Raw genomic sequence first — 17,568 nt, forward strand, 5'->3', positions numbered from 1 at the left:
CCCGGGACGCTCACGTGGTCTCGCGCAGCAGGTAGCCCACGCCCCGACGCGTGTGGATGAGCGGCGGCAGGCGCCGGCCGTCCGCGTCGGTGAGCTGGTCGATCTTGCGGCGCAGGTAGGAGATGTACGACTCGACGATGTTGGCGTCGCCGCCCCAGTCGTACTGCCACACGTGGTCGAGGATCTGCGACTTCGACAGCACGCGCTGCGGGTTGAGCATGAGGTAGCGCAGCAGCTTGAACTCGGTGGGGGACAGCTCGACGTCCTGGCCCGCGCGGCGCACCTCGTGCGTGTCGTCGTCGAGCTCGAGGTCCGCGTAGCGCAGCACGTGCGCGTCGAGCCCGTCGTCGGGCTGGGTGCGGCGCAGGATCGCGCGGATCCGCGCGACGACCTCCTCGAGGCTGAACGGCTTGGTGACGTAGTCGTCGCCGCCGACGGTCAGGCCCTGCACCTTGTCGGCCGTGTCGTCGCGTGCGGTAAGGAACAGCACGGGCATGTGCTGACCCTTCTCGCGCAGGCGTCGGGTGACCGTGAAGCCGTCCATGTCGGGGAGCATGACGTCGAGCACGACGAGGTCGGGGTCCGTGTCGCGCGCGAGACGCAGCGCGGACCCGCCGTCGGCCGCCGCGTGGACCTCGAAGCCCGCGAAGCGCAGCGACGTCGCGAGGAGCTCGCGGATGTTCGGCTCGTCGTCGACGACGAGGAGCCGTGCCTCGGGGGTGCTGGACGTGCTGGTCATGGGGTCATTCTCGCGCCGGTTCCTGGGTGGCGCCTGGGTGCCGGGCCGGGATCACCCGACGTCGTCTGGGAGTTTCCTGGACGCGGGCGGGCGGAGGAACGGACATCGGGGGACCAACCGCGCACCCGTCGGATCGTGATGGACATGTGACCTGGAGGTTCGGCGCGGCGTCCGCCGGCCGCTACCGTGGAATGGTGAACGTTCATCTGAGCGACCGCCGGCTGGACGGGGCGACCACAGGCACCGCGCCCGTGGTCACCGTCGTGCAGAGCGCCCCCGACGTGGGCCTCGACCGCTTCGCCGAGTGGCTCCCTGGGCTCGAGGTGCGCCTCGTGCGCGCCGACCTCGGCGAGCCCCTGCCCGGGCCCGCCGAGGTGGGCGACGGCCTGCTCGTCCTCGGCGGCCAGATGTCGGCCCGCGACGACGTGGCGGCGCCGTGGTTGCGCTCCCTGCGGGACCTGCTCGCGGTCGTCAGCGCCACCGACGTGCCCGCGCTCGGCATCTGCCTGGGCGCCCAGCTGCTCGCCATCGGCCGCGGCGGTCGCGTCGAGGTCGCGGCGCCCCCGGGGCGTGAGGCCGGCGTCGTCGACGTCCGGTGGCGGCCCGAGGCGGCGACGGACGCGCTCGTCGCACCGCTCGTGCAGCTCGCCGGGGCCGCGCGCACGAGCCCGCTGCCGAGCATGCACGCCGACGCGGTCGTCGACCTGCCGCGCGGTGCGGTGTGGCTCGCCTCGTCATCGATGTACCCGTTCCAGGCGTTCCGCATCGGCAGCGCCTGGGGAGTGCAGTTCCACCCCGAGGCCGGCCTCGCGACCATGCGTGCCTGGGCGGACGCGCACGACGACGTCGACACCGAGGCCGTCGTGGCGCAGATGACCGCCCGCGCCGAGGCCGTCGAGACGTCAGGCCGCGCGGTCGCCGACGCGTTCGCGCACCTCGTGCGGGACCGCGCCGCCGCGCGCCACCTGCACGTCTGACGGTCCGTCCGAGCACCCGCCCGAACACCCGCCCGACCCGCCCGGCACACGAAGGCCCGTCCGGGACGTCGAGGAGCGTCGCTCAGCCGGCGAGCCGGACGAGTCGTGCCGCGTCGACGACCGACGTCCACCGGCGCCCCGTGGCGACGATGCCGTCCCGCCGCAGCCGGCTCATGACCCGGGACACCGACTCGGGGGTGGACCCCGTCATCGCCGCCAGGTCCGCGCGCGTGAGCGGTAGCTGCAGGAGCGTGCCGCCGGTGCGCTGCTCCTGGCCCAGGCGGTCGGAGAGACGCAGCAGGACGCCGGCGACGCGCTGCTCGACCGTCCCGCTGACGGTCCTCGCCGCCCCGGTCCGCGCGGCCTGGAGCCGGGCGGCGACGTCGTCGAGGACCCGCAGGGCGACGGCCGGGTGCGCGACGAGGACCGACCGGAACGCCTCGACGTCCATGCGCAGCGCGCACACCGTGGTCAGCGCCTGGGCGGTCTCCGGGTGGGTCGGGTCGCCGAGCGTGCTCAGCGTGCCGAACAGGTCGCCGGGGAGCAGGACGTCGGTGATGACGTCGGTCCCGCGCTCGGTGGGGTGGACGACCTTCACGCGGCCCGACGCGAGCACGTACAGGTGCTCGGCCGGGTCACCCGCGCGGTAGAGGGCCTCGCCCTGCGCCCAGGCCAGCGACACGAACCGGCGGTCGACGTCGGCGAGCGCGGCGTCGTCGAGACCCGCGAAGTACCCGATGCGTGACAGCACCTGCAGACGGACCGACGGCGGGCACCGGTGCGGCTCGCCGCAGCCCGTCGAGAGCGGGACGCGTCGCCGGGTGAGGGGCTTCGCGCAGGCCTCGGAGGCATGCGTCGTCATGGCCACCTCCTGCCCCGAGCCTAGGCCGGGCCATGGCCCGTCGCGGGGGACGTGGGTCCCGATCGACCGTCGATTGACGCACGTCATGGTCGACCCGCGCAGCCGTTCGTAACGTCCCTGGTGAGGCGTCGGAACCGACGCACTGCACCCGAGGAGGACCTCATGGACACCACGACGACCGCCACCACGACGACCGACACCGCGACGACCGCGACCACCAGGACCGTGCTGCGCGCCGACGGCTTCAGCTGCCCGTCGTGCGTCGCGACGATCGAGCGCAAGCTCGCACCGCTCGACGGCGTCATCGCCGTGACGGTGCGGTTCGCGTCGGCCCGCATCGAGATCGAGCACGACCCGCAGCGGGTGTCGGTCGACGACCTCGTCGCCGCGGTCGCGCGCGCCGGCTACACGGCGCGTCCCGCCTGACGTCGGCACGTGCGACCCGCACCGCCGACCCGCAGCACCCCGCAGCACCCCGCAGCACCCGATCGAGGAGACATCATGACCACCCCCCGCCGCCGGCCGGACCGCCGCTGGACCGTGCCCGCAGTCGGCGGGCTCCTGGTCCTCGCCGCGCTCGTGACGCGCGGCGCCCCGCCGTGGTCGGACCTGCTCATGGTCGCGGCGGCCGTCGTGGCAGGCGCGGGCACGGTACGTCGCGCGGCACGCGCCCTGGCGGCACGGGTGGTCGGGATCGACCTGCTCGTCGCGGTCGCCGCGACGGGAGCCGTGGTGATCGGCGACTACTGGGAGGCGGCGGCGGTCACGCTGCTGTTCGCGCTGGGGCACACGCTGACGGACGCGACGCTCCACCGGACGCGGGCGGCGCTCGCCGACCTCGTGGCGGCCGCGCCGCGCACCGCGGTGGTCGTGCGGGACGGCGCGCAGGTCGAGGTGCCCGCGGACGAGGTCGTCGTGGGGGAGACCGTCGTGGTCCGCGACGGGACGGCCGTGCCGGTCGACGGCGTCGTGACGGGCGGCACGGGAGCCGTCGACGAGGCGTCGGTGACGGGGGAGTCGATCCCCGTCGAGAAGGTCGTCGACGACCGGGTGTTCGCGGGCACCGTGTCGCACGGCGGGATGCTGAGGGTGCGGGTCACGGGCGTCGGCCAGGACACGACCCTGGCGCGGATCGTGCACCGCGTGGAGGAGGCGCAGGACGCCCGCGCGCGGGCCGCGGCCTTCATGGACCGCTTCTCCGCCTGGTACACGCCGGCGATCATCGCGCTGTCGGTCGTGGCCGGCGCAGCCACCGGGGACGTCGCGCTGGCCCTGACCCTGCTCGTCATCGGGTGCCCGGGTGCGCTGGTGATCTCCGTCCCGGTGGCGATCGTCGCGGGCATCGGACGCGGCGCGCGGGACGGCGTCCTGGTCAAGGGCGGTGAGCACCTGGAGACGGTCGCGCGGGTCTCGGCGGTGGCGTTCGACAAGACGGGCACGCTCACGGCCGGTCGGCCGCGGGTGACGGACGTCGTCCCGACCGACGGCGTCGACCGCGACACCGTCCTGCGGTGGGCGGCCCGCGCGGAGCTCGGCTCCGGGCACCCGCTGGCCGAGGCCGTGGTCGCAGCGGCGTCGGCCGTGCCCGACCTGACCCCGGCCGACGAGGTCCAGCCCGTCGTGGGACGCGGCCTCGTCGCCCGGGCCGACGGTCGACGCATCCTCGTGGGAACCCTCGCGCTCCTGGAGCAGCACGGGGTCGCGACGACGGCGGTCGACGGCGCGGTCACCGCGCTGGCGTCCGCCGGACGCACACCCGTGGTCGTGGCGCTCGACGACGACGTGCTCGGGGTGATCGGCGTCGCCGACCCCGTGCGTCCCGAGGCCGCCGAGGCCGTCGCCCGGCTGCGACGGGCCGGGGTGCGGGAGATCGTCATGCTCACCGGTGACCAGCAGCGCGTGGCCGACGCGGTCGGGGCGCTGGTCGGTGTGACGACGGTCCGGGCCGGGCTGCTCCCCGAGGACAAGCTCGACGCGGTGCGTGACCTGCAGGCCCGCGGGCACGTCGTCGCGATGATCGGCGACGGTGTCAACGACGCCCCTGCGCTCGCGGCCGCAGACGTCGGCGTCGCGATGGGTGCGGCCGGGTCCGCGGTGGCGGTGGAGACGGCCGACGTCGCCCTCATGGCCGAGGACCTGCTGCGCCTGCCGCACGCGCTGGGCCTGGCCCGGCGCACGGTGAGGGTGATGCGGCAGAACGTCGCGGTCGCCCTCGTGACCGTCGCGGCGCTGCTCGCCGGGGTGCTGCTCGGTGGTGTGACGATGGCGGTCGGGATGCTCGTCCACGAGGCGTCGGTGCTCGTCGTCATCGCGAATGCCATGCGGCTGCTGCGGCGCGCACCGCAGCCCGCGGGTCGCGTCAGATGATGCCGGCGTACCGGTGCCAGGACTGCGTCGCGTACGACGTCGTGAAGCCCGACGACAGGTACAGGTCCGCCGCGCCCGTGGGGGAGTCGGCGTCGACCTCGAGCCCGACCCGCTCCCGGCCGCGCTCGGCGGCGTCCGTGACGACCGCGTCGATCAGCGACCGCGCCACGCCGCGCCCCCGGGCGGACCGCGTCACCCCGAGGTACTCGACGTAGCTGCCGACGGCGCGTCCGGCGTCGTCGGTGGACGCGCTGGCGATGAGCACGCCGACGGCCTCGGCCCCGTCGCCGTCGACCAGCTCGGCGAGCCACCAGTGGTCCCACCGGTGGCCCGGGTCCTGCCGCAGCCGGACGAGGAACTCCTCGAACGTCTCCTCGTGGTGGTTGAAGTGGTCGACGAACGCCCGCTCGAGCACGTCGTGCACCGCCACGAGGTCGTCCTCGCCCGGCATCCCACCCTCCGGGCGGCCGAGGTGGCGGACCAGCACGCCCGGTCCCGTGGGCCTGGCGCCGCGGTCGTCCTCGCCGACCGGGCGTCGCATCTGCCACCACGTCCGGACGTGCTCGTAGCCTGCGGCGGCGAGCCGGCGCTGGTGGCGGGCGTCGGCCTCGAAGGCGCCGCTGTCGAGCTGGGTGCGCTCCAGTCCGCGTGCCCGTGCCTGCGCGACCCCCGCGCCCTCGGCCCACGCGAAGAGGTGCGCGGCGATCACGTCGCCCAGGGCGTCGTCCAGGTCGGGGTCGACGACGACGGCGACGAGGACCCGCCCGGCGGCACGGTCGTGGACGGTCGCCCACCCGCGGGCCGCACCGGCCCCGTCCCTGACCAGCAGGTGGGTGCGGGTCGCAGCGCCGTCCCCGGCGACCTCCGCCCGGGCCGCGTCGGGACCCGCGGACTCGGCACCACGGGCTGCGACCTCGTGGCGCGCGCGCAGCGCGTGGAGGCCGGCCACGTCCTCGCGTCCGGGGACGTCGGCGCGCCACCCGTCAGGGAGGTCGGCGGGCAGGTCAGGGGTCGAGCGGTGAGAGGTCATCGGTGCCCAGTGTCGCGCACGTCCTGCCCGCGCACCCCGTCCGGCAGCGTCACGCACCCCTCGTCGCGCACCCCTCGTCGCACGGCGAGGGGTGCGCGACGGACGGTCAGGCGTCGCTGGTGCCCGTGCCGATCTCGGGCGTGACCGTCGTGGCCGCGATCTGCCGCGGGGCGCTGCCCTGCTTGAGCGCCGCGAGCCGCGCCTCGATCTCGATGTGCTCACCGGCCTGCTCGAGCTCGGCGAACTGGGAGTCCAGCGACGACGCCGCCAGCTCGGCCTGGCCCATCGCGTACGCCTCCTCGCGGCGCACCCGCTCCTCGAAGCGCGCGATCTCGCTCGTCGGGTCGAGGACGTTGATCGAGCCGATCGCCTCCTGCACCTGGCGCTGGGCCTGCGCGGACTTCTGGCGCGCGACGAGCGTGTCGCGGCGCGACTTCAGCTGCCCGAGCTTGTCCTTCATCTGCGCCAGGCCGGTCTTGAGCTTCTCGACCGTCTCGCGCTGCGAGGCGATGATCGGCTCCGCGTCGCGGACCTCCTGCTCGGCGGTGATCTGCTTGCCCAGCGCGAGCTTGGCGAGGTTGTCGAACTTGTCGGCGTTGGCGACGTCCCCGGCGGCCCGGAACTGGTCGGCGCGCGACGACGCCGCCACCGCCTTCTGGCCCCAGTCGCGGGACGCGGCGACGTCCTCGTTGTAGTCCTGCTCCGCGAGGCGCAGGTTGCCGATGCTCTGCGCGATGGCCTTCTCCGCGTCGGAGATCGAGCCCGTGAAATCACGCACGAGCTGGTCGAGCATCTTCTGCGGGTCCTCCGCCTGGTCGATGAGCGCGTTGACGTTCGCGCGCGTCAGCTGCGCGATCCGTCCGAAGATCGACTGCTTCTCGGTCATCGTGTCGTGCCCTCCCGTGTGGTGCCGACCCGGACGTCCGCCCGGTGTCACGTGCCGCGGTCGCCGTCGTCGGCGCCCGCGTGAGCCCGTCGTCGCCGGTACGCGGCGACGTCGTGTCAGAACCCGCCGCCGCGCCCCCCGCCGCCGAAGCCGCCGCCGCGCCCGCCGCCGCCGAACCCGCCGCCGAAGCCCCCGCCGTGGCCGCCGCCACCGAACCCGCCGCCGCCACCGAAGCCGCCCCCGCCGCCGCCCCAACCGCCACCGCCGCGACCACCGCCGCGCAGGATCGAGTCGATGAGGATGCCGCCGAGGATCATGCCGCCCACGTTCGTCCCGCCGCCCTGCCCGCCGCGCCGGTCGTCCTCGTCGTACCGCGCGTTCTCGACGTCGACCTGCGCGAGCCGCTGCGCCTCCGCGACGAGCTGCTCGCCGTGCTGGGCCGTCGCGAGCGCCGCCTCGGGGTCGGTGGCTGCCTGGTCGAGCGCGCGCAGCCGCAACCGGTCGGCCTCCGCGAGGCGGGTCCGGGCCTGCGGGCCGACGGCCCCGCGCCGGGTGCTCACGTAGTCGGTCGTGGCGCGGACCGCCGAGTCGAGACGGCCGAGGGTGTCGTCGAGCAGCGCGCGGGCGCGCTGCCCGCGCTCCACGGCGTCGCGTCGAGGTGCCAGTGCCGCGTCGATCGCGGCCTCGGCGGTGGTCAGGCGGCGCAGTGCCGCGAGGGGGTCGCCCGCGCCGCCGCGCGCAGCGGTCGCCGCCTCGACGGCCGAACGCGCCTCGAGGGCGTGCGGCGCGACCTGCGGGTCGCCGGGTGCGAGCCGGGCGGCGTCGGCGAGGTCCGACGTGAGGGACGCGATGCCGGCGTCCAGGCGCGCGCCGGCGGCGGCGAGCTCGCCGTCCGCCGAGTCCACCGCGGCGAGCAGCGTCGTGGCCTGCGCCAACGCCTCCTCCGCGGCGCGCGCGAAGCCGACGGCGCCGGCCTTGTCGCCCGCGGCCGAGCGTGCCCGACCCTGCGTGAGGGCGGAGTCGACGTCGTCGAGCAGCCGGTCCGCCTGGTCGGGGTTGCCCGCGACCGTCCCGAGCGTGTCAGGGGAGTACCGCGTCGTCAGCGCGGCGACGGCCGCGCGCGCCGGGTCGACGCGACCCCGCAGCCGGTCGGTCTCGCGCTGGTGCGCCTCGATCGCGTCGTCGACGCGCGCCTCGATCGCGCGCAGCCGGTCGAACGCGTCCTTCTGCTCGTCGAGCTGCGCCTCCACCTGCCCGCACAGCCGCAGGATCTGCGCCGACGTGGCACGCACCTGCTCCTCGGTGTCGGGGACGTCGTCGTCGAGGGTCTGCCGCAACCGGAACGCCTCGGTCACCGTCTGCTTGCCCTGCACGAGGACGGCCTCGAACTCGCGCGTCGACCCGCCACCGAACTGCGCCTGAGCGAACCCGAGCTCGTCCTCCGACGCCCGCAGCGCGTCATCGAGGGCGACGAGGGCGGACGCCGAGCGGCGGTCCAGCTCGGCCGTCGGCAGCGCCGCGAACTCGTCGGCGGCGACCGCGACGCGCGTCGCGCCCGCGGTGTCCCGCAGGACGCCCGCCGCCTGCTGCGGCTTGCGGCGCAGGAACGTGAACAGCAGGACCGCGACGATGCCGGCCAGCCCGATGAGCAGCAGCGCGGTGAGGCCACCGCCGGACCCGGAGTCGGAGCCGGCGTCGGATCCGCCGTCGGACCCGGTCGCCCCGCCGCTCGCCGCCTCGACGATCCCGGACGCGGCCGCCACCGCCGCCGCGTCCCAGTCGCCGCCGGAGAGCTCCTGCTCGACCTCGGCCGCGACGTCGTCGAGCTGCCCGGACGTGATCGACCCCAGCGTCGTGGGCGCGAGCGTGTACTGCGCGTCGTCGACCGCGACCGCGAGCACCGCGTCCGACGACCCCAGCCCCGACGCGTCGGCGGTGCGCTCGACCCACGTCTCGGGGTCCAGACCGTCGAACGTGTCGACGTACACCACGGTCAGCCGGTACGGCGTGTCCGCAGCGACCTCGTCGACGGCGTCCTGCACGGACGTCACGTCGGACAGGACACCCGCCCGGTCGACGACCGTCGCCCCCGCCAGGTCGAACGGCGCGTCCGCGGACGCACCACCCGCACCCGCGACGACGAGGACCGCCCCGACGGCGACGGCAGCGAGGGGGGTCAGGGCACGACGAGCCAGACGCACGGTGTCGATCCTTTCTTAGGGCTCCACAGGTGGCAACGCGGCCGGGGGGCGGGGGGTTCCGGCTGCCGGGCTGCTGCGTGTGAGCCGGCGGCAGGGCGGAAGTGGTCACTCGTGGTGGGTGCGTGCGGGGTAGTGGGCATGTGTGTGACCACCACTGCGGCCGCCCTACCGGCCGTCCCGGTCGCCGTCGTCGCCGGAGCCGCTGCGCCAGTCCGCGAGCGCACCCAGGAAGCCCTCCTCGGCCCACAGGCCCCCGCCGCTGTCCTCCTCGTCGTGGGGTGGGTCGTGCTCGGGGTCTCCCCAGGCCGACCCGCGGCGGTGCCAGCCGCTGCGGATGCCGCCCGTGGCACCGTGCGCACCGTAGGACGCGCCGTACCGCGAGACGCGGCGCACGTCACGCAGGGCCAGCTTCTCCGCCTCGGCGACGAGCCTCTCGGCCCGCTGTACGTCGGCCAGCGCCGCCACCGGATCGGTCGCGCGCCGACCGCTCGCCCAGACGCGCAGCCGCTCGGCCTCCACGAGCCGGGTACGGGCGCTGGACCCGACCACACCGCGGCGGGACTCGATGTAGAGCGTGGTCGCGCGCAGCGCGACGTCGAGGCGGCTAAGAGCACCGTTGACCAGTGACGCAGCGCGCCGGAGCTGTTCCTCGGCGGCGCGGCTCGGCGCCAGCGCCGCGTCGAGCGCGAGCTCGGCGGCGGCCAGTCGGCGCAGTACCGCGAGCGGGTCGCCCGTGCCGGGACGCGCGGCGCCGGCCGCGGCGAGCGACTCCTGGGCCTCGCGCGTGTGGGCGGCGAGCTGGGGGTTGTCGCACGCCAGTCGCTCGACGTCGGCGAGGTCCGCCGTGAGGGATGCGATGCTCGCGTCGAGCCGTGCGCCGGCGGCGGCCAGCTCGGCGTCCGCGGACTCGACCGACTCGAGGAGCCGTGCGACCTGGGCGAGCGCCTCCTCGGCGACACGCGCGCACCCGACTGCCCCCGGCCGGGCGCCGGCGACCGCCCGCGCACGACCCCTCGTGAGCGTCTCGTCGACCTCCGCGAGCAGCAGCGTGGCCTGGTCGAGATCGCTCGCGAAGGTCACCAGGGCGTCCGGCGAGTACAGGGCGGTGAGCGCGTCGAGTGCCCTCCCGGTGGACTCGGCACGACGGCGCCACCGCGCGGCGTCGTCCCCCAGCGCGACGAGCACGGTCTCGACGTCCGCCTCGAGCGCGCGCACCTCGTCGATCGCTTTCCTCTGGGCCCCGAGCCGCGCCGTCGCCCGCCGGCACGTGCGCACGATCTGCGTCGCGGCATCCCGTACCGCCCGCTCGCTGTCGGGGACCGCGTCGTCGAGGGTCTGCCGCAGCTGGAACACCTGCGCGTGGGCAGCCAGTGCGTCCTTCAGCACGGCCTCGAGCTCCTGCGCGCGGCGCGGTCCCAGCCGGACCCGCGCGAGCGGGAGGTCGTGGTTCGTCGCCCGGACGGCGTCGTCCAGCTCGACCAGGGCGGATGCCGACCGACGGACCAGGTCCGGGGTGTCGACCTCGGCGTGCTCGTCGGCCGCTCTCGTCACCTGCCGCGCACCGGAAGCCCGGGACAGCAGCCGGGCCTCGCGGCGCTGTCGCACGCGCCGGACCAGGGGCGTGCCGACCGCACCGGCGGCGGTGAGGACCACGGCCACCGCCCTGGCGAGGAGCGCGGTGAGCAGGTGGGCGGCAGACACCAGCCGATACTGGCAGAGATGCAGACCTTCCCGACCGCCGAGTTCGCGTCGCGCGACCCGAACGTCGTTGTGGCCGTGCTGACGGTTGCCGCCCTACCGCCGTGTCCCTGCGGGCTGCGGAAGTGGTCACTCGTGGTGGGTGGGTGCGGGGAAGTGGGCGCACATGTGACCACTCCTGCGCCCGGTGCCACCGGTCACCGGGCTACGCCCAGGTCCTCCGCGTCCACGATCGTGTAGGCGTAGCCCTGCTCCGCCAGGAAGCGCTGCCGGTGGGCCGCGAAGTCCTGGTCGACCGTGTCGCGGGCGACGACCGTGTAGAAGTGCGCGGTCTTGCCGTCGGCCTTGGGGCGCATGATGCGGCCGAGGCGCTGCGCCTCCTCCTGCCGGGACCCGAACGACCCCGACACCTGGATCGCGACGGACGCCTCGGGCAGGTCGATGGAGAAGTTCGCGACCTTCGACACGACGAGGGTCGTGATCTGGCCGGTGCGGAACTCCTCGAACAGGCGCTGGCGCTCCCGCACGGTCGTCTCGCCCGTGATCAGGTCGGAACCGAGGTGCTCGGCGAGGTCGTGCAGCTGGTCGAGGTACTGGCCGATGACCAGCGTCTGCTCACCGGCGTGCTTCGCGACGAGCGCGTCGACGACCCGGTTCTTGCCCGCGGCGGTGGCCGCGAGCCGGTACCGGTCCTCCGGCTCCGCCGTCGCGTACGTCATGCGCTCGTGGTCGGGCAGCGTCAGACGCACCTCGACGCACTCGGCCGGCGCGATGTACCCCTGCGCCTCGATGTCCTTCCACGGGGCGTCGAACCGCTTGGGCCCGATCAGCGTGAACACCTCGTCCTCGCGGCCGTCCTCGCGCACGAGCGTCGCCGTCAGCCCGAGCCGACGACGCGCCTGCAGGTCGGCCGTCATGCGGAAGACCGGCGCAGGCAGCAGGTGGACCTCGTCGTACACGACGAGTCCCCAGTCGCGGGCGTCGAGCAGCTCGAGGTGCGTGTACACGCCCTTCCGCTTCGTCGTCAGCACCTGGTAGGTCGCGATCGTGACGGGCCGGATCTCCTTGCGCGTGCCGGAGTACTCGCCGATCTCGTCCTCGGTGAGCGTGGTCCGCTTGACCAGCTCGTCGCGCCACTGCCGCGCGGAGACGGTGTTGGTCACCAGGATCAGCGTCGTCGTCGACGACCGCGCCATGGCCCCCGCCCCGACGAGCGTCTTGCCGGCGCCGCAGGGCAGCACCACGACGCCCGACCCGCCGTGGAAGAACCCGTCGATGGCCTGCTGCTGGTACGGCCGCAGCGACCAGCCGTCCTCCAGCAGGCCGATCGCGTGGGCCTCGCCGTTCACGTACCCGGCGAGGTCCTCGGCCGGCCAGCCGAGCTTGACGAGCACCTGCTTGAGGTGGCCGCGCTCGGACGGGTGCACGACGACGTCCGTCGCGTCGAGACGCTCGCCGAGCAGGCCCGCGGTGCGCCGCGACTTCATGACCTCGGCGAGCACCGCCGCGTCGAGCGCGTGCAGCACCAGGCCGTGCACCGGGTCCTGGACCAGCTGCAGGCGGCCGTACCGCGACATGATCTCGGCCACGTCGACGAGCAGCGCGTGCGGCACGGGGTAGCGGCTGAACTCCAGGAGCGTGTCGACGACCTGCTCGGCGTCGTGCCCGGCGGCGCGCGCGTTCCACAGGCCCAGCGGGGTCAGCCGGTAGGTGTGGACGTGCTCGGGGGCGCGCTCGAGCTCGGCGAACGGGGCGATGGCACGGCGGCACGCGTCGGCCTGGTCGTGGTCGACCTCCAGCAGGAGGGTCTTGTCGGACTGGACGATCAGCGGGCCGTCGGGCACTCGGGTTCTCCCTGGGATCGGTGGTCTCGCGAGACCGAGACTTCTGGGCCGTGCGGTCCCGGGTTTCTCGGTCTCGCGAGACCGAGGTGTCGGGGGGTGGTGGGCCCGGTTCTCTCGGGTTCACGGGGTGGGCGGGTCGGCGGGGGTGACGTCGGCGATGCGGTGGACCGCGACGGTGAGCTCGGCCTCGCGGCGCGGGTCGAGGGCCCGCAGCCGGCCGCCGTCGACCTTCAGCGGGCGGACGAGCCGACGTTCGGCGCGCCCGTCGGCGCCCACGATCTCGACCCACACGGACGTCTTCGCCTGCGCCGCCTCCCGCAGCACGACCAACACGTCCCCGACCTCGGATGTTCCGCGACGCTCCCCGCCGCCACCGTCCGCGCCCGTGCTCCCGGCAGCCCGCACGCCCCCGCCGGACGCCACGGCGGGTGGGGTCCGGCGCCCGGTGGTGGACGGCTGGTGGGTCGGCGGCGTGCGCAGCGGCCGTGGCGGGACCGAGGCCGGCAGCGAGGACACGGCCGCCTCCGGCGCGTCGGAGCGGCGCAGGGTCGCGACGACGGCTGCGGCGCGGTCCGGCACCTGACGGTCGGGCGGCGGGGTGGACCGCCGGCCGCGCGCCCGGACGCGGCGCTCGGGCGCGACGGCGTGCACGACGACGCCGCGCGCGTCCTCGGCGACGGGTGCGAGCCCGCGGGCGCGCAGCGCGGCGAGCAGCTCCGCCGGGGACGCGTCGGCGACGAGGACGGTGGGTGCGAGCAGCCGCAGCCCCAGGACGGCGAGTCGTGGGTCGTCGGCCAGGCCGGCGAGCAACGTGGGGTCGTCGGCGCGCACGTACGACGACGCGGCGCCCGCCCGCACCCGCCCGTGGCGGCGGGCGACGTCCCGCACGAGGTACTCCAGGGCCTGCGGCACGCGGCCGCGGGCCGCCGCGGACAGCCGTCCGAGCAGGTCGTCGGCGCTGGTGCCCGCGTCGAGCGCCCGCAGCACGGAGTCGGCGGTGAACCGCACGGTGACGGCCCCGCCGCGCGACTCGACGTCCGCGGCGCGTTCCAGCAGGTCCTCGAGGTCCTCACCGGGGCGCCCGGGGACGACGCCCGTGAGGTCGCCCTGCAGCAGGATCTCGTCGACGGGGGCGGGCAGGTCGGCGGCCAGCGCGGCGGCCGCGTCGGCGTCGGTGAGCAGCGCGCGCCCCGCCGAGGCCAGTGCGCCCGCGCCCAGGACGCCGAGGCGTGCGGCGTCGGCCAGGACGGCGTCGACCGCGGACAGCGGCGGCACCGACCGGGGCGAGCGCCAGCGCAGCGCCCGGTGGACGTCCTCGGCGGCGACGGCCGCACCGGCGGGCGCCGCGGCGAGCACGTCGAGCACCGCGCGCCGCAGCCGCGGCACCCACGGCCGCGTCAGCTCGGGGTCGAGGGCGGCGCGCAGGGCTCCGCGCTCGTCGCGTCCGCCGACGAGCCACGGCGTGCGCGCCGACGTGAGCCACGCACGCGCGAGCGCCGCCCACCGCGGGGGCACGTCGCGCGCGGCCCACACGTCGGCCTCGAGCGTCGGGACGAACACCGGGGACTCCTCGCCGTCGTCGGCGAGCAGGCCCGCGGCCGCGGCCGTCTCGACGAGCCACGCGGCGTGCGCGTCGTCGACGTCGAGGCCCAGCGCGGTGCGGTGCAGGTCGCGCGCACCCAGGCCGCCGGCGCGCAGGACGTTGGGCGGCGCCTGCTCCCAGCGGATCAGCAGCTGCCGGACCAGCCGCACGGTCTGCTCGGCCGCGGCGGCGGACTCCGCCGCGACGAGCGCCGTGGCCCGCACGGGAGCGCCGGTGAACACGGGCGGGAGCGCCGGGGCGCGGTGCGTGCGGCCGTCGCGCAGCGCGAGCGCGACGGGCCGCGGCAGGATCACGTGACGCCCGTCCCCGCGGGTCAGCAGCCCGCGTGCGAGCAGCCACGCCACGGCGTCACCGGCGCTCGTGCCGGCGGGCGGCACGAGCCCCACGGGCGGCCCCCACGTCAGCGCGTCGAGGACCTGCGCGGCGCCGGCGGGCGCGTCGGCGAGCAGGGCCGCGGGGTCTGCGGGCGGCGTGGGGTCGCCAGCCGCCGCGGGTGCGAGCCCGGCGGGTGACGCACCCAGGGCGTCGACGAGGCCCGGTGCGGCGTGCAGGCCGCCGTCGTCGTCGGGCCACAGCAGCGCGAGCGCCACGGCGTCGTCGACGGCCCGGTCCACCGCGGCCTGGTCGTCGGGGCCCGTGCCCACCGCCGCGTGCACCGCGGCGCGCGACGGCGCGGGCGTCCCGGGGGTCGCGGTGACGACGACGACCGACTCGACGACCTGCAGCACGGCCGCGTCGACCCAGGTCAGGACGCGGTCCAGGCTCGAGCGGCTCGTCGCGCGGGCCGCCAGGGACGCGAGCGTCGCGGGGTGCGGCGTGGCCAGGTCCGGGCGGCGCACGAGCAGCGCGACGAGCTCGTCGTCGCTGCGTGCGCGCAGGTACCCGGTGAACGTGGCCATCCGCACCACGATACGTGCGTCCTGCGCGGTCCCGGTGCCGAGCCCCGAAGTTCTGGGGCCGAGCCTCGTGCCGAGCCTCGTGCCGTCAGGCAGGCCCGGGCGCAGGCGTGGGACCGTCCCCGCCCGTCGGCGGCGGGGTGGTCGGGTCGGGGGACGGCGAGGCCGTCGGCCCCGGGACGTCGGGCGGGGTCCACAGGGTCGGCTCGGGGCTCGGTCGGGGGTCGGTGGTGGGGTCCGCCGCGGGGTCGGCCGGCGTCGGGTCCGGGACCGTGCCGGCCGGCGGGGCGGTGGGCGGCGGTGCCGACGGGGTCGGGGAACGGGTCGCCCGCGCGCCGGGGGTCGTCGGGGCGGGTGCCGGTGAGCCTCCCGGCGTCGCGGTGGCGCGGGAGGACGCCGCGGGGCTGGGCGCGAGCGCCGCGACGAGCGTCGCGAGCGCCTCCCGGTGGGCGGCCACCTCGGTCCGCAGGCGCTCCTCCTCCTGCATCGACGTCGGCGCGGCGTAGGCGTCGAGCCACGCCTGCGCGGCCTCGACTGCCGTCCCCAGCTCGCGGAGCTCGGGCAGGTCGACCGCCTGCGCCTGCCACCCCGACCACGTCGCCCGGGCCACGGCCAGGTCCACCCGGAGGCGGCCCACCTCGCGCGCCAGCTCGGTCGTCGCGGGCGCCTCGGCGGTGACGGTGGTGGACGGGGTGGGCGCGGCGGCCGCGCCGCCGTCACCCCGGGTGCCCCCGATGGCGGTTGCGGTCACGGCTGCTGTGATCACCAGCGCCGCCGCGGTCGCGGCCAGCGTCGCGGGGGGCACGCGACGACGCCCGGGACCCGCGGCACGAGGCGGCACGACGGCCTGCGCGGGGTCCTGCACGGCGGCCTGCGCGGGATCCCGCACGACGGCCTGCGGGTGGGGCGGGGCACCCGGGACCGGTGCCCACGACGGCGTGCGTCGGGGACCCGTCGGCGGCTCGTCCGGCGACGCCGCGGGGCCGCCGGCGCCGGCGCTCGTGGACACGGGGGCAAGGGTAGGCAGCCCCGGGCCGTCGACGTGCCGCGACGCGGCACCCGGGCCGCGGACCCCCCGAACGTGGGACGGCACCCGGGTGGCGGTACTCCTCCCGCCGCGTCCACCGCGTGCACCGCGTCCGCCGCGTCCACCGCGCCGGCCGTGCCTGCCGCGTCCGCGTGCCCGCGTCGGGGCCCCCCGGCTGTGGCAGGGTGGCCGCATGGGGCTGGACGAGTGCAGGGTGCTGGACGAGGGCGTGCTGGCGGCCCTCCGCGACGACGCCGCACTGGAGCTGCCGCGCACGGCCGCGCTGCGCCACGCGCTGCACCGCGTCCCGGAGACGGGCCTGGACCTGCCGCTCACGCAGGCGCTCGTGGTCGACGCGCTCGCGGACCTCGACGTCGAGGTGGTCACGGGACGCGGTCTGTCGTCGGTCACGGCCGTGCTCCGCGGCGCCAGGCCGGGCCCGGCGGTGCTGCTGCGCGGCGACATGGACGCCCTGCCGGTCACCGAGCAGACCGACGAGGAGTTCACGTCGCAGCACCCGGGCGTCATGCACGCGTGCGGTCACGACCTGCACGTCGCGGGGCTCGTCGGTGCGGCGCGGCTGCTCGCGGCGCGCCGGGAGCAGATCGCCGGGTCCGTCGTCCTGATGTTCCAGCCGGGCGAGGAGGGGCACGGCGGTGCGCGCGTCATGCTCGAGGAGGGTGTCCTGGACGCCGCCGGCACGCGCGTCGTCGCGGCGTACGGGGTGCACGTCATGGCCGCGACGATCCCGCTGGGCGTCGTCGCGTCGCGCCCGGGCACGCTCATGGCGGCGTCGGACACGGTGCGCGTCACCGTCCACGGCCGCGGCGGGCACGGCTCCAAGCCGTACCTCGCGGCCGACCCCGTCCCGGTGGCCGCCGAGATCGTGCTCGCGCTGCAGGCGATGGTCACGCGGCAGTTCGACGTGTTCGACCCCGTCGTCGTGTCGGTCGGCCGCATCGCGGCGGGCACCAAGGACAACGTCATCCCGGACCTGGCGCACCTGGACGCGACGGTCCGCACGTTCAGCCCGGCGACGCACGCGGCGGTGCCCGACCGGATCGACCGGCTCTGCCAGCACGTCGCGGCGGCGCACGGCCTGAGCGCGACGGTCGACTACCGCCGCGGCTACCCGGTGACGGTCAACGACGCGGGCGAGGTCGCGCGGGCGCAACGCCTCACGCGCGGGTTGTACGGCGAGCAGGCGTGGGTCGACGCGCCGACGCCCGTGCCGGGGGCCGAGGACTTCTCGTACGTCCTGCAGGAGGTGCCCGGCGCGTTCGTGTTCGTCGGTGCGACGCCCGCGGGCGACGACCCGCAGACCGCCCCGTACAACCACTCGCCGCGTGCGCGCTTCTCCGACGAGGCCCTGACGACGAGCTCGGCGGTCCTCGCGGCGCTCGCGCTCGACCGGCTCGCGCAGGACGCGCCCGCCTGA

Annotated in this window: 13 protein-coding genes; 4 read left to right on the plus strand and 9 right to left on the minus strand. The window is 76.2% G+C overall.

Annotated features, from left to right (window positions below; genetic code table 11):
* Window positions 1-10 precede the first annotated feature (10 nt).
* On the minus strand, window positions 11-739 hold the full coding sequence (locus OKX07_RS03955; protein ID WP_265630556.1) for a response regulator transcription factor: 729 nt from the start codon (window positions 737-739) through the stop codon (window positions 11-13).
* 191 nt (window positions 740-930) lie between these two features.
* On the opposite strand from OKX07_RS03955, the gene OKX07_RS03960 reads away from it, so the two are divergent.
* The gene (locus tag OKX07_RS03960; protein ID WP_265630557.1) at window positions 931-1,716 is read left to right on the plus strand and encodes a type 1 glutamine amidotransferase; all 786 of its coding nucleotides are present in this window, start codon (window positions 931-933) and stop codon (window positions 1,714-1,716) included.
* A gap of 82 nt (window positions 1,717-1,798) precedes the next feature.
* On the opposite strand, the gene OKX07_RS03965 is transcribed toward OKX07_RS03960, so the two are convergent.
* On the minus strand, window positions 1,799-2,578 hold the full coding sequence (locus tag OKX07_RS03965; protein ID WP_265630558.1) for a Crp/Fnr family transcriptional regulator: 780 nt from the start codon (window positions 2,576-2,578) through the stop codon (window positions 1,799-1,801).
* Window positions 2,579-2,740: 162 nt separating this feature from the next.
* Here OKX07_RS03965 and OKX07_RS03970 point away from each other — a divergent pair, with 162 nt between their 5' ends.
* A complete protein-coding gene (locus OKX07_RS03970; protein ID WP_265630559.1) occupies window positions 2,741-3,004 on the plus strand; it encodes a heavy-metal-associated domain-containing protein in 264 nt (87 codons plus the stop codon).
* 75 nt (window positions 3,005-3,079) lie between these two features.
* Entirely contained in the window at window positions 3,080-4,945 is a 1,866-nt protein-coding gene (locus OKX07_RS03975; RefSeq protein WP_265630560.1) for a heavy metal translocating P-type ATPase, read from the plus strand.
* Here OKX07_RS03975 and OKX07_RS03980 read toward each other — a convergent pair.
* From OKX07_RS03980 to OKX07_RS04010, 7 genes are all read right to left on the minus strand, one after another.
* On the minus strand, window positions 4,938-5,975 hold the full coding sequence (locus tag OKX07_RS03980; protein WP_265630561.1) for a GNAT family N-acetyltransferase: 1,038 nt from the start codon (window positions 5,973-5,975) through the stop codon (window positions 4,938-4,940). The two genes, OKX07_RS03975 and OKX07_RS03980, sit on opposite strands and share 8 nt — an antisense overlap.
* A 106-nt stretch (window positions 5,976-6,081) precedes the next feature.
* A complete protein-coding gene (locus tag OKX07_RS03985) occupies window positions 6,082-6,861 on the minus strand; it encodes a PspA/IM30 family protein (RefSeq protein WP_265630562.1) in 780 nt (259 codons plus the stop codon).
* Between the two features lie 116 nt (window positions 6,862-6,977).
* Entirely contained in the window at window positions 6,978-9,062 is a 2,085-nt protein-coding gene (locus tag OKX07_RS03990) for a TPM domain-containing protein (protein WP_265630563.1), read from the minus strand.
* A 165-nt stretch (window positions 9,063-9,227) separates the two neighbouring features.
* A complete protein-coding gene (locus tag OKX07_RS03995; RefSeq protein ID WP_265630564.1) occupies window positions 9,228-10,763 on the minus strand; it encodes a hypothetical protein in 1,536 nt (511 codons plus the stop codon).
* Between the two features lie 194 nt (window positions 10,764-10,957).
* On the minus strand, window positions 10,958-12,604 hold the full coding sequence (locus OKX07_RS04000; protein WP_265630565.1) for a DNA repair helicase XPB: 1,647 nt from the start codon (window positions 12,602-12,604) through the stop codon (window positions 10,958-10,960).
* Window positions 12,605-12,724: 120 nt separating this feature from the next.
* Window positions 12,725-15,106: a helicase-associated domain-containing protein gene (locus OKX07_RS04005; RefSeq protein ID WP_265630566.1), complete on the minus strand. Its 2,382-nt coding sequence runs from the start codon at window positions 15,104-15,106 to the stop codon at window positions 12,725-12,727.
* An 85-nt stretch (window positions 15,107-15,191) separates the two neighbouring features.
* Window positions 15,192-16,112 (minus strand): hypothetical protein, encoded by a 921-nt coding sequence (locus OKX07_RS04010; protein ID WP_265630567.1) that lies wholly within the window; start codon window positions 16,110-16,112, stop codon window positions 15,192-15,194.
* 211 nt (window positions 16,113-16,323) lie between these two features.
* On the opposite strand from OKX07_RS04010, the gene OKX07_RS04015 reads away from it, so the two are divergent.
* On the plus strand, window positions 16,324-17,568 hold the full coding sequence (locus OKX07_RS04015; protein WP_265630568.1) for a M20 metallopeptidase family protein: 1,245 nt from the start codon (window positions 16,324-16,326) through the stop codon (window positions 17,566-17,568).

The organism is Cellulomonas sp. S1-8, assembly GCF_026184235.1.
Taxonomy (GTDB): domain Bacteria; phylum Actinomycetota; class Actinomycetes; order Actinomycetales; family Cellulomonadaceae; genus Cellulomonas.

Excerpts from the sequence above, each read along its gene's own strand:
- OKX07_RS03970 (WP_265630559.1), top strand. The coding sequence starts at position 2,741 with ATGGACACCACGACGACCGCCACCACGACGACCGACACCGCGACGACC.
- OKX07_RS04015 (WP_265630568.1), top strand. The coding sequence starts at position 16,324 with ATGGGGCTGGACGAGTGCAGGGTGCTGGACGAGGGCGTGCTGGCGGCC.
- OKX07_RS03985 (WP_265630562.1), bottom strand. The coding sequence starts at position 6,861 with ATGACCGAGAAGCAGTCGATCTTCGGACGGATCGCGCAGCTGACGCGC.
- OKX07_RS03960 (WP_265630557.1), top strand. The coding sequence starts at position 931 with ATGGTGAACGTTCATCTGAGCGACCGCCGGCTGGACGGGGCGACCACA.
- OKX07_RS04005 (WP_265630566.1), bottom strand. The coding sequence starts at position 15,106 with ATGGCCACGTTCACCGGGTACCTGCGCGCACGCAGCGACGACGAGCTC.
- OKX07_RS03980 (WP_265630561.1), bottom strand. The coding sequence starts at position 5,975 with ATGACCTCTCACCGCTCGACCCCTGACCTGCCCGCCGACCTCCCTGAC.
- OKX07_RS03955 (WP_265630556.1), bottom strand. The coding sequence starts at position 739 with ATGACCAGCACGTCCAGCACCCCCGAGGCACGGCTCCTCGTCGTCGAC.
- OKX07_RS03975 (WP_265630560.1), top strand. The coding sequence starts at position 3,080 with ATGACCACCCCCCGCCGCCGGCCGGACCGCCGCTGGACCGTGCCCGCA.
- OKX07_RS03965 (WP_265630558.1), bottom strand. The coding sequence starts at position 2,578 with ATGACGACGCATGCCTCCGAGGCCTGCGCGAAGCCCCTCACCCGGCGA.